The organism is Paenibacillus sp. EZ-K15, assembly GCF_002573715.1.
Classification (GTDB): domain Bacteria; phylum Bacillota; class Bacilli; order Paenibacillales; family Paenibacillaceae; genus Paenibacillus_AQ.
In genome coordinates, this window is record NZ_PDHM01000017.1 from 447677 (window position 1) to 459737 (window position 12061).

At 51.0% G+C, this 12061-nt stretch carries 10 protein-coding genes; 1 reads left to right on the forward strand and 9 read right to left on the reverse strand.

Annotated elements, in window-relative coordinates; translation table 11 throughout:
- Nucleotides 1–9: 9 nt before the first annotated feature.
- Entirely contained in the window at nt 10–1203 is a 1194-nt protein-coding gene (locus tag CRG97_RS18585; protein ID WP_098746108.1) for a glycoside hydrolase family 88 protein, read from the forward strand.
- Between the two features lie 26 nt (nt 1204–1229).
- Here CRG97_RS18585 and CRG97_RS18590 read toward each other — a convergent pair whose 3' ends face one another.
- The 9 genes from CRG97_RS18590 to CRG97_RS18630 all read right to left on the reverse strand — a co-directional run bounded on the left by CRG97_RS18590 (nt 1230) and on the right by CRG97_RS18630 (nt 12059).
- Nucleotides 1230–2312: a sensor histidine kinase gene (locus CRG97_RS18590; protein WP_098746110.1), complete on the reverse strand. Its 1083-nt coding sequence runs from the start codon at nt 2310–2312 to the stop codon at nt 1230–1232.
- Nucleotides 2309–3001 (reverse strand): response regulator transcription factor, encoded by a 693-nt coding sequence (locus tag CRG97_RS18595; RefSeq protein ID WP_098746111.1) that lies wholly within the window; start codon nt 2999–3001, stop codon nt 2309–2311. The genes CRG97_RS18590 and CRG97_RS18595 overlap by 4 nt, the downstream gene beginning before the upstream one ends.
- A gap of 151 nt (nt 3002–3152) precedes the next feature.
- Complete coding sequence (locus tag CRG97_RS18600) at nt 3153–3992, reverse strand: sugar phosphate isomerase/epimerase family protein (RefSeq protein ID WP_098746113.1); 840 nt, start codon at nt 3990–3992, stop codon at nt 3153–3155.
- A gap of 3 nt (nt 3993–3995) precedes the next feature.
- Nucleotides 3996–5069, reverse strand: coding sequence for a Gfo/Idh/MocA family oxidoreductase (locus tag CRG97_RS18605; protein WP_098746115.1), 1074 nt, complete (start codon nt 5067–5069; stop codon nt 3996–3998).
- A gap of 293 nt (nt 5070–5362) precedes the next feature.
- Nucleotides 5363–6382: a galactose/methyl galactoside ABC transporter permease MglC gene (mglC, locus tag CRG97_RS18610; protein ID WP_098746118.1), complete on the reverse strand. Its 1020-nt coding sequence runs from the start codon at nt 6380–6382 to the stop codon at nt 5363–5365.
- Nucleotides 6360–7916 (reverse strand): sugar ABC transporter ATP-binding protein, encoded by a 1557-nt coding sequence (locus CRG97_RS18615; RefSeq protein WP_098746120.1) that lies wholly within the window; start codon nt 7914–7916, stop codon nt 6360–6362. The genes mglC and CRG97_RS18615 overlap by 23 nt, the downstream gene beginning before the upstream one ends.
- A gap of 94 nt (nt 7917–8010) precedes the next feature.
- Nucleotides 8011–9063, reverse strand: coding sequence for a galactose ABC transporter substrate-binding protein (locus CRG97_RS18620; RefSeq protein ID WP_098746122.1), 1053 nt, complete (start codon nt 9061–9063; stop codon nt 8011–8013).
- 172 nt (nt 9064–9235) lie between these two features.
- Nucleotides 9236–10237: a substrate-binding domain-containing protein gene (locus CRG97_RS18625; protein ID WP_098746124.1), complete on the reverse strand. Its 1002-nt coding sequence runs from the start codon at nt 10235–10237 to the stop codon at nt 9236–9238.
- Nucleotides 10230–12059 carry a cache domain-containing sensor histidine kinase gene (locus tag CRG97_RS18630; RefSeq protein WP_098746126.1) on the reverse strand — a complete coding sequence of 610 codons (1830 nt, stop codon included), beginning with the start codon at nt 12057–12059 and terminating at the stop codon, nt 10230–10232. Before CRG97_RS18630 ends, CRG97_RS18625 begins: the two co-directional genes overlap by 8 nt.
- Between the last annotated feature and the right edge of the window lie 2 nt (nt 12060–12061).

Here is a 12061-nt window from a genome sequence, read left to right on the forward strand (position 1 = left end):
AGGTTAACGATGAACGGACAACATCAGGAAACAATAACGCCTTATTCGTTATTATGGGGTCAAATAGAAAATAAACTGTCGCGTATGACCGGACAGCTTCAAGGCAAAGTTCCTCATGCAACAAAGAACGGAATCTATGATTCCACCCGGATCGACTGGTGGACCTCGGGTTTTTGGCCGGGTATGCTCTGGATCATGTATGATATGACCAAGCAGCCGCAGTATAAGGAATGGGCTTGGGAATGGGATGTTCGGCTTGAACAAGCGCTTATCGGGGACAGTAATTTCCATCACGATGTCGGCTTTCAATTTCTGCCGACAGCCGTCATCAAATATATACTGACAGGCGATCTGGATGCCAGGCGGAGAGGACTGTTGGCCGCTACATTGCTCGCCGGGAGATATAACCCGGTCGGGAAATTCATACGTGCTTGGAATCAGGTGAAACCAACCTCATGGAATCATGGGAATGAAGGCTGGTCCATTATCGACTCCACCATGAACCTCTCCCTTCTATTCTGGGCTTCCGAGGAGAGTGGCGACCCGAGATTCGCTCATATCGCCAGAGAGCAAGCCAATACGGTCGCCGAGTTTTTCATAAGGCCGGACGGCTCCGTTCGGCACATCTGCCGATTTGATCCGTTAACGGGAGAATTTATCGAAGCGCTGGGAGGACAAGGCTATGGACCGGAATCTGCGTGGAGCCGGGGAGCGGCCTGGGCATTGCATGGCATGGCTAACACCTATCGCTATACCCGCGATATTCAGTATCTTGAAGCCGCCAAGCGGGTTGCCCATTTCTTCATAGCTTCCCTTGAGGAGGATTCCATCCCCCGCTGGGATTTCCGTGCGGAGCGCAAGGAGATGGGACCTTCCAATCGTGAAGAGACGGAATCATCTTCGATGACTTCCGAACCCCGGGATACGTCAGCGGCATCCTGCGCTGCTTCCGGTCTTCTTGAAATCGCGGACCTGGTGCCTATAACCGAAAGCGCTCTGTACCGTGAAAGTGCCCTGCGCATCATCGACTCCTTGACGGCCCATTACGCCGAATGGGATGACCCCGCGTATGAAGGCATCCTGAAGGAAGCCACGGGACATCTGCCAGCCGGGCAAAATATAAACGTTTCGCTGATCTATGGGGATTACTATTATGTTGAGACCGCTGCCAAGCTAATGGGATGGAAAAACCGGATCTTCTGATCCGGTTTTTTGGCATGTCAATTCATCTATTTTTCCTTAGGAATCCGAATATAGAAGCAGCTGCCGCCGGCATGCTTCTCTCCGCTCTCAGCCCATACCTGACCGCCATGCGCTGATACCAGCTGCTTGACGATGGCAAGCCCCATCCCGCTCCCACCACTTGACCGATTCCTTGACTTATCGCCCCGATACAGCCTTTCGAAAATATATGGCAGATCGGAGGAAGAGATCCCCTGACCTGAATCCTGTATTCGGATCAGAGCAGTTGCCCCTTCGTCCACGAGCTCGGCTTGTACGGTTCCCCCAGCTGGCGTGTAGTGCAAAGCATTGCTTAACATATTGATTAGAACCTGAAGCATTCGGTCGGCATCCACCTCGGCTAGGATCGGCGAACCGCTGACATATTGCAGGTCCACCTTTTTTTCATGATACATTGCTGCCGCCAAGGTGATGGCCCTCTCCATAATGTGGCCAAGCTCCTGCTTGGTTCGGGATAGTTGAAACTCAGGCGATTCCATATCGTGTAGATCCTCAAGCTCCGTTACGAGCTGAATCAATCGATCAATCTCTTCAAGGCACGTTTGAAACCGAGCTGCAGTCGGCTCCCATACCCCATCCTCTAGTGCACGAGTGTGACTCTTTAATGTGGTTAAAGGCGTTCGCAGTTCATGTGCGATATCTTGGGTCATATTCCTGCGAAGCAGTTCCTGCTTCTGTAGCTGCACCGCCAGCTCGTTCAGCGAAGAACCGAGTCCTGCAATTTCATCGTACCCTTTGGTTGTCACACGAATGTCCCAATTCCCCCGCGTCATCATCTCAGATGCTCGCTTCATCTGGACGAGGGGAGCCGATATTCTCTTCGCAACATATATGCCTATAACGGAAGCAATGGCAATCGATAGGAGACATGTCAAAATGATGGATTGCATCTGTGCCTGCTCCAAATGATAATTCAGCTCAGCCATTCCATGATACACGGATGATTGCTGCTGGAACATGGCGATATGATAATGGTTGGTCACAATATTGATCACGGTAAACATGATCAGAATCCCTGCCGTGATACTGATAATGATGGCGGCAAGCCTCAGGTCCAGCCGATGCTTCAAGCCCCATCACCTCCAAAGCGGTATCCGAATCCGTAAACGGTGATGATATACTTAGGCTGTCTGGGGTCGGATTCAATCTTTTGCCTCAGATTCTTGATATGCTGATCAATGATTCGGATGTCGCCGATAAAGTCATAGCCTAACACCCGGTCGACCAGTTCTTCGCGCGAAAAAATGCGCTGGGGGTACTTGGCCAACAGAAGCAGCAGCTTGTATTCGCTTGGCGTCAAGTTTACAACCTGTCCATGGCAGGTAACTTCGTGTTTCATCGAATGAATGGCCAGCGCTCCCTGGTGATACACAATAACGTCCGCCAGCAGCTTGCTGTCATCTCCCCGTCTCAAGACGGCCTTGACTCTTGCCACTACTTCCCTAGGGTCGAACGGCTTCACGATATAATCATCGGCTCCGATCGCAAACCCGCCAATCCGACTGCTCTGTGCCACCTTAGCCGTTAACATGATAATAGGTACCGAGCTGAACGTTCGAATTTCCTGGCACACCCGCTCGCCATCCATATCCGGGAGCATGAGGTCTAATATGACAAGATCGACGGATTGCTCTCGCAAGAAATCGAACGCTTCGGCACCGTTGGCCGCTTCCAGCGTCAGACAATGTTCTTTGTTTAAATAGGATACAAGAACTTCTCGAATATTCGGTTCATCATCCACGATTAATATGGTCTTCATTCTGGTTTCTCCTTATTGAATCCTTCATCAGTACAAGTCAACTTTAACATAAGACTCCATTGTAACTGAAACTTGTGAAGATTTGATGAGGATGAACCCAGGAGCCCATTATATTCATAAGGCCGAAGCTGTTATAGCGTTGAAGTTCGTGTCATAACATGGCCGCTGTGATTTGGGACTTCAGGTAAGAAATGCTCTGCGGCACTTCACGCTCATACAATCCGTGAAGAATAAGCGGACCCTTGAAATGATAAGCGTGCAGAAGTTTCATATAAGCTTTATAATCCAGTTCGCCGGTTCCGGCTGCCTTGTACTGTAGTCCGTCTACCGTCGAATAATCCTTGGCATGCGCAATAATGACATGTTCACTGAGCAGTGACAGCGCTTGATCGATAACCTCTGTCAGGGGCCTCCTCTCGGTCAGACTGATCAAATTCGCTGCATCCAAGACTACCTTTAACCGGGGAGAACCCATCGTATCCAGCAGCCGCCTGGCTTTGACCGCATCGCTGATCACATTGGCCGGCTCAGGTTCAATAGCCAGTTCCAGCTCAAACTCCTCTGCCATATTCACTAATTCATGCATGGTCGTAAACAGGTCATCCCACGCTTCCGTTGAATCATTGTCCGGATGTTCCCTCCACATATTGTTCTTATCCCTTGTGCCGGTGCACAGGGTAATGACCGACGTCCCCATCGAATGGCACATAGCTGCCAATCGGCGAAATCTTCGGATGTCATCCCGCAATCTCTGCCGGTCCGGGTGAATCATATTGAAGGTTCCGGATACTGCGGCTATATGAAGAAGCCGTTTCTCACATTCTTTTCTAATATGCACCGCAGTTTCCAGATCGTTCTCGTCCGGCAGTGATGGGAGACCCGCACAGGAAAGATTGAATTGAATTACACTCAGTCCGGTTGCATTCACTGCGTCCAAATTTTCCTCCAAAGTAGGTCGTTCAAACGTCTTGGAGAAAATGCCAAGCCTCATGCCTCATACACCTCCCGTTACGTCAGCCAGCTTTACCGTATCCCCGCTCTCCGCCGATCGTGCAATCGCCGCCATGGCACGCATGGCTGCAACTCCATCCTCCAGATTGGCCCCTCTCATCGGTGCCTGCTCCAGAATCGTTTCCGCAAAGCCTTCAACCTGCAGCTTGAAGAAATGCGCATCTTCCCCAAGCGGGCGATGATAGCAACCATCCCGTACCGAAAACACCTCTACGTCGCTGGACTTAAAAAGCCAAGGATTATAGGTCTTGCCAATAACGCTTCCGTGTTCGCCGTAGATCTGAAAGCCCTCATGCCAGTCCATCCGCACGGCAACCGTAAGATCCAGATGTCCTACAGCGCCCGAGGCATACTGCACCGTGACAAACCAGTTATACGCTCCGAACTTCTGCGTGTTCCAGGCCGTAACGCTTTCCATCTCTCCGCCTAAAAAGCGAGCCGTATCCACCAGATGGCTGCCATGCGTCAGCATGAAGTAACGCAGCTTATCCAGCTTTGGATTGCCTTCCGGCCTTAAGGCATTCGGACTAAGCTGCACCAGCGGCTGCACGTTCTCGGTGACCGTATACCGGTAGGTTGAGTCGCAGTACCATGCTTTCAGTGCCAGCATCTCACCCATTTCTTGATCAATGAACTGCTTGGCATACGCGATGCCCGGGTCAAAGCGCTTCATATTTCCGATTTGGACAATACATCCGGAATGCCGTGCCTTCCGCTGCAATTCCTCACACTCTTCTACGTTGACGCCTAGAGGCTTTTCAACTAGGACATGCTTGCCTGCAACAATGGCTTTAAGGGCAGCTTCCACGTGAAATTGATCTGCGATGCCAATGATAACAGCCTCCACCTTGGGATCGGCGAGCATCTTGTCATAGTCATTGTAGATCTTGGTTGGCTGGTGGATTTCGGCCATGCGGCCCAGCAAATCCTCCGCGACATCGCATATCGCGTATAGCCTGGCATTGCGCGCTCTCCGGCAAGCCTCGAAATGTCCGTACTGCGATATGGGACCGCAGCCCAGCACGCCGATATTTAATTGTTTTTTACCTGTAGTCATGACGGCACCTCCTGTAGTTGATGATTATAAGAAAAACGTCTATCGACGTACTTTCTCGGAAGACAGACCGCGGTTAGAGGAAGTTTTTCTTGCGATATCAGGAAGGCCCGTGCTTCGAAGTTTATACTTTCTGATATCTAAAGAAAAACGTCTATCGACGTACTTTCTCGGAAGACAGACCGCGGTTAGAGGAAGTTTTTCTTGCGATATCAGGAAGGCCCAAGCTTCGAAGTTTATACTTCCTGATATCTTTACAAAAGCCGCAGGATATATTCCAGCGGCTTCTTTTCCTTTTATTTTTTGGCCATATATTTGCGAATATCAAATGCGACCGCTGCTACGATAATAAGCCCTTTAATGATCAATTGCCAGTATGGGCTGACACCGATAAAGGTTAATCCGTAATTGATGACACCGAAGATAAGAACCCCTGCCATCACGCCTGGCACCGTGCCGATGCCTCCCGCAGTGGATACCCCGCCAACCACGCATGCGGCAATCGCATCCAGTTCATACATGTTGCCGTAGTTATTCGTCGCGCCCCCGGTTCTCGCAGCCTCTAATACACCAGCGATGCCGTACAACGCACCGGAAATCGCGTAGATCGCTATCAGATTGCGGGCTACATTGATCCCTGATACATGCGCCGCTTGCACGTTGCCGCCGATGGCATACATATTTTTGCCGAGCCGGGTTTTGTTGAATATGACCCAGCAGATGAACGCAACGAAGACGGCGATAATGACGATGTAAGGGAGTGAATATCCGCCGCCGAAGTCAATGTAGCCGCTGCCCCACACGGTAAAGTCCGGTCTCAAACCGCCAATCGGCTGGGATTGGTTCGGCTCCATATCAAAATAGATGGAATTGACGCCGTAAATGCCGACCATCGTACCGAGCGTGGCTATGAATGGCGGAACATGCAGTTTAGCCACGATGAAACCATTGATTAACCCAACGATAAGTCCCGCTGCTATACCGATAAGGATCGGCAATACAACCGATACTTGAGGCAGGTCCGGGAAGAAGCGGTTGGCGTATACATCCGTTTGCAGCATGGAAGCCGATACAACCGCCGTTAATCCGACAACGCGTCCTGCGGAGAGGTCAACCCCGCCGGTGATCAGAATGAACGCCGCACCAAGGGCGATAATTAATCGGGTGGAGGATTGCTGCAAAATATCCCGCAGCGTGGAGAAGGCCAGAAAGTTGGGATCTGCGACGGCAATCCCGATTACAAGTAATATCAATACTACAAATATGGCGCGCTGCGCCAAATAATCTTTTACCTTACCGATGGTTTGCGTATTCATCGACTTCCCCTCCCGAATCAGCTGACCGCTGCTGTGCGGCAAGCCGCATGATTTCCTCTTCACTTGCTTCCTGCCCTGCAAGAATTCCCGTCATCCGCCCTTCGCTCATCACCATGATTCGGTCGGACATTCCAAGCAGCTCGGGCATTTCGGAGGAAATCATAATAATACTCTTTCCTTGCTTGGCTAGCTGCGTAATGATCGAATAAATCTCAAACTTGGCGCCCACATCGATGCCACGTGTCGGCTCATCCAGCAGAAGGATCTCAGGCTCGGTCAGAAGCCACCTTGCCAGCAGCACCTTCTGCTGGTTGCCGCCCGACAGGTTCCGAATCTGGGTATGGACCGAGGGTGTTTTGGTTCTCAGCTGCTCCACGTTCGTTCGCGCATCCTCGATTCCTCTGCGTTCATTTAACAGGAACGCGAAGTTCTGATACCGGCGAAGATTAGCAATGACGGTATTCTCATAGACCGACAGAACTGGGAATATGCCGGTGACTCTGCGGTCTTCCGTCAGCAGCGCCATGTTATTTTTCTTGGCGTCCGAGGGTGATTTGATCCTTACCGGCTTCCCGTTAATCGAGATGGTTCCGGAAGCCACTGGACGAAGCCCGAATATAGCTTCAATCAATTCCGTTCGCTGTGCGCCGACAAGGCCGCCAATACCCAGGATCTCTCCTCGTCTTAGCTCGAAGGATACATTCTGAAACGATTTCCGATTCGTGGAGCTCAATTGGTGGACCTGCATCCGGGTTTCGCCGGGAACGTTCGTCCGTTCCGGATAGCGCTCCGTCAAGTCCCGCCCCACCATGCGGGTGATAATCAAATCGGTTGTCAGCTCGCCGGCTTGCCAGGTTCCCACATATTTCCCATCGCGCATGATTGTCACGTCATCGGAAATGCGCAAAATTTCTTCCATTTTGTGCGAGATGTAGACAATCGACACGCCTTGCGAACGCAGCCTGTTCATGATGCTGAACAGATGCTCCACCTCATTCCCGGTCAGCGATGAGGTCGGTTCGTCCATGACAATCACCTTGGAGTGATAGGACACCGCCTTGACAATCTCAAGCGATTGGATCTTGGACACAGAAAGGGCTCCTGTTCTTGCTCTGGGATCAATATCGATATCGAGCTCGCGAAACAGGTGGAGCGTATCTTTCGCCATCCGTTTCTCACTCACGAATTTCAAAGGCCAGAAGCCCGTCATCGGAAATCTTCCGAGCCATATATTCTCCATCACGTTGCGATGCGGCACGGGATGAAGTTCTTGATGGATCATGGATATTCCATGATTCAGTGCGTCCTTGGAGCTGTTGATGGCTACCTTGCTGCCGTTCAAATAAATATCACCTTCATCAGGCTTGTAGATGCCGAATAAACATTTCATCAATGTTGATTTACCTGCCCCGTTCTCGCCCATAAGGGCATGGACGGTGCCTGGTCTCACCTTGAATGTTACGCCATTTAGCGCCTGTACACCTGGAAACGCCTTCGATATATTCCGCATCTCCAGCACATACGGTTCCGTCACCTGGGGATACCTCCTTCGAAAGCCGGGTCGAAAAGAGCCGAATATAAAGGGACAACGCTACGAATAGCCGCTGCCCCTTCCTATAACCCTGCTATTATTTCGCGTCGGCGATATTGTCCTTCGTTATTTTTTTGTAAGCGATCCATACGTATTTGCCGTCGGTAATATCAAATCCGGTGTTGTCCTTGTTCGGCGTTTCTCCTTTGGATAGTGCTGCGGCAATCGCAACGGAAGCTTTACCCTGGCTCTTGGCATCATTAAGCACGGTGCCGAGAAGCGTGCCGTCTTCCAGCGCCTGAATGGCTGGAGCTGTCGCATCTACGCCCACGACCGGCATATATTTGTCGCCGCTGAAGTAACCCGCTGCTTTCAATGCTTCAATAGCGCCGAGCGCCATATCGTCATTGTTGGCCAGAACCGCTTCAATCTTGTCGCCATGGGAAGCAAGGAAGGCTTGCATCTTTTCCTGTCCCTTCACGCGGTCCCACATGGCGGTATCCACCGCAAGCGCTTCGACTTCGATTCCCGCATCTTGAATCGCCTGAACGGAGAATTTGGTCCTCAGCTCGGCATCCTGATGCCCCGGCTCACCCTGCAGCAATACATACTGCAGCTTGCCATCCCCGTTCTTGTCCGCCTTAGGATTGGCCTTCCAATAATCGACGATAAGCTGACCCGAAATCGTGCCGGATTCCTCCGCTTTCGCCCCTACGTAATACACCTTATCCCATTTGTTCATGTCTTCCGCGATCGGCTCCCGGTTTAAGAAGACCACTGGCGTATTCGCCGTTTTAGCCTTATCGATAATGACGCCGGCCGCCGTCCGATCCACCGGGTTGATAATCATGGAGCTGTATTTCTTCGAAATAAACAGATCGATTTTCTCATTTTGAGTTGGCTGGGCATTTTGGCTGTCCACGATATCCAGTTTGGCTACGCCATTCGCTGCATCGGACATCGCATTTCGAACGCCTGTCATGAACGTATCGTCGAACTTGTAAATCGCCACCCCGACTTGAGGTGTGCTGCTGCTCGCCGCGTCACCTTCCTTGCTTTCGCTGCCGGTTGAACTGCTCCCGCCGTTATTGCATGCCGCCGTGGTCAGCATCATACCGGCCATAAGGATTATCAGCCATTTTTTCTTCACCTGGGTTGACCTCCCTTGTTTCATTCGAATTTTCAGTGACGGATACGGCGTTCATAGGCCATATCTCACTGTCTACCGCCATTATGCCGCAATGCTCCTGACATTCGAATTCAAAATCCTCATGCTTTCTAGCAAAATTCTCATCACTTTGCTTCTAAGCGTCGCTTCTTCTTTACTTCACAAATGGAAACAGCACCTTCTGATTATCCATCCAGAACATGTTGTCGGCATCAATTACCTTGGTCTCAAGCACAATCGGCTTGTCATATTTCGAACCATCCAATACCTTCACGGCCTGTTCTACCCCCAGATAACCCGTGCTGAACCCATTCTGTACAACGAGCTTATGAAGGATGCCATCCTGCAGAAGCTGAAGCTGCTCCAGGTCGCTGCCGAAGGTGACAATCTTGATCTTACCCTGAACTTTCCGTCTTATGACTTCTTTCGCCGCACCCAAGGAGGCCTGAATATCGAGTGCCAGAATCCCGTCGACTGACTCCCGATCCAGCAGCTGCTTGGCCGCCTGCCAGCATGCATCTTCACGCTTGCCGCAAGCGGCGCCGTCCGCTACCTCAATTCCGCCGATATCCGACAGTACCCGTTTGGCGCCCTCTTCGCGGGCCATTAAGTCGGGATCCTCCCTGTCGGATCGAAGGATGGCGACAACGCCTCGACCTTCAAGCAAGTCGGCCAGCTGCTCCCCCGCCTTACGTCCAGCAATCTCATTATTGATTGCAATGGCGGACAGGACTCCTGTGGTCATTCGCGCATCATTCAATGCAATGACAGGGATATCAGCTGCTGATGCCTGATCCCCTAATTTCTGCAGTACGGCTTCGGATGCGGGATCGATCAAAATCGCGGAGGAGCCTTTCTCCAACACCTTCAATGCAGCTTGCAGCTGCTCGGCTTCATCGTCACTTGACTCCAGCGGGATATAATCAAGCACCATTCCATATTCCTTGGCAGCCGCCTCGGCTCCTAATCGGATAGCATCCCCCTGCTCTTCGGCGTGTATGGGAGCCACGAGGGCAATATGCCGGAGTTCGGTTTCATTCTCATCGTTGGTTGCGCCTGATGAACACGATGTTAAGGGGACCAAGGATAGGATAAGCACGACGAGTAAGGCCTTGGGTACAACCGGTTTACGTACCACGCGACGAATTCTAATCATTCTCTAGCCCCTCCCCTATATCGTGAATGACCGGAATGCGTATGCGAACGGTAGTGCCCACTTCGAGCTCGCTCTCAAATTCCAGACCGTAACGATGCCCATAATACAATTGGATGCGGTCATGAACATTTCGAACGGCCACGCCGGAGCCTGCCGTATTGATAAATGGAGCCGGATTTTGTCGCAGCACTTCATCCTCTAATATCCTTTCAACCCTCTCGGGAGACATTCCGACTCCATTGTCCCTAACCGTCATCTCCAATAGGTCGCCTTTTATAGCAGCCGTTATTTGGATATGTCCATGATCCACCATATACTCGATGCCATGTACGATGGCATTCTCAATTAAGGGCTGAAGCACCAGCTTTAACGTGTAACAAGACTGCGCGGCTTCATCCGCTTCGATCATAAAATCGAATTTCTGTTTATATCTCATCTGTTGGATGGTCAAATAATGCCTTGCATGTTCCAGTTCCTCACGGACGCTTATCGATGTCTTCCCTTTACTCAAGCTCAAACGAAACAGCTTCGACAAGGAAGTAATCATCGTAATGACCTCCTCCTTCTTGCTCATGCCCACCATGCGGACCACCGAATTCAAGGTGTTATATAAAAAATGCGGGTTGATCTGAGCCTGCAAAGCTTCCAGCTCGTATCTGCGCTTCGATTCCTGCTCTTTCACAATCTGCTTCATGAGCTGCCTGATCTTATCCAGCATCAGATTGAATCGGCTGGACAGCTGTACCACTTCCAGCGGCCCCTGCATCGGAAGCTCCACGTTGAAATCGCCCCGTTCCACTGCCTTCATCGTTCTGCCCATCCGGCGGATGGGGCGGGTCAGCATAGCCGAGAGAATCAGGGAAACCACGATGGCTAGCACCAGAACAATCGCCACAACTTGAACCAGATAACGATTGACCTCTTCTCTTGTGGTCATGATTTCATCCAAATAGGAAACCCCAACGATTTTCCATCCGATATTAACGACCGACTTCACCGTATTCAGCCGCTTGACTCCATCCGATTCATCAATGTAACTGTCCGAGGAAGTAAGTGCCCGTTCTACGCTCTCATTCCGAAGCCCCATGTAAATTAACTGCTGCTGGGGATGATACACGATGTTTCCCGCTCCTTCATCGATGATGTACGCATACCCTCGCTTCCCCAGGCTGATGCGGCTGCTCAGCTCATCGATTTTCTTGAAGTTGATATCCACCAGCAGAATGACATACGTCGGCTCTCCGTTATGAACAACCGTAATTCCTTTGCTCATCGTGACCACCCATTTAAATGTATGGTCATACAAATTCTGCACATGCGGCAGCGAGAAGCTCAGATGGTCGGAGACTCTCATGGCCGAGTGAAACCAGCTCTGCTCCGTCACCCGGGCGCTGGGCTTAACCGGAATGGCCGGGTGGTTCCTCAGCATATCGCCCTGTTCATTAAATAAAGCGATGGAGACGATGTCATCCCGACTTCGCATGATGGTGTTCAGCTGTTGAGTCACCTGCTCATCGTCCCATTGCCCGTCCACAAGCATATTTTCCTCAATGGCCCGATACAGTTGTGCCATCCCGTCCACGTAATCCTCGAGATTATAGCTGACCTGATCCACGATTTGCTGGGCATTCAAAAACACGCTTTGCTCCGCCGATCGCGAGAATTTATTGAACAACAGAACAGCTACCACAATCACAATAAGCAGAATAAATGCCGAGAAGGACCACATGATGATCGATTGAATGCTGTGTGCGCGAAATCGCCTAACCCATCGCTGAATGGTTGGTTTGATCGAGACCCGCTTGGCATGCGTGATTTTCACCC

Coding starts and splice junctions, on each gene's coding strand:
- CRG97_RS18595 (WP_098746111.1), bottom strand. CDS start 3,001: ATGAAGACCATATTAATCGTGGATGATGAACCGAATATTCGAGAAGTT.
- CRG97_RS18585 (WP_098746108.1), top strand. CDS start 10: ATGAACGGACAACATCAGGAAACAATAACGCCTTATTCGTTATTATGG.
- CRG97_RS18625 (WP_098746124.1), bottom strand. CDS start 10,237: ATGATTAGAATTCGTCGCGTGGTACGTAAACCGGTTGTACCCAAGGCC.
- CRG97_RS18605 (WP_098746115.1), bottom strand. CDS start 5,069: ATGACTACAGGTAAAAAACAATTAAATATCGGCGTGCTGGGCTGCGGT.
- CRG97_RS18600 (WP_098746113.1), bottom strand. CDS start 3,992: ATGAGGCTTGGCATTTTCTCCAAGACGTTTGAACGACCTACTTTGGAG.
- mglC (WP_098746118.1), bottom strand. CDS start 6,382: ATGAATACGCAAACCATCGGTAAGGTAAAAGATTATTTGGCGCAGCGC.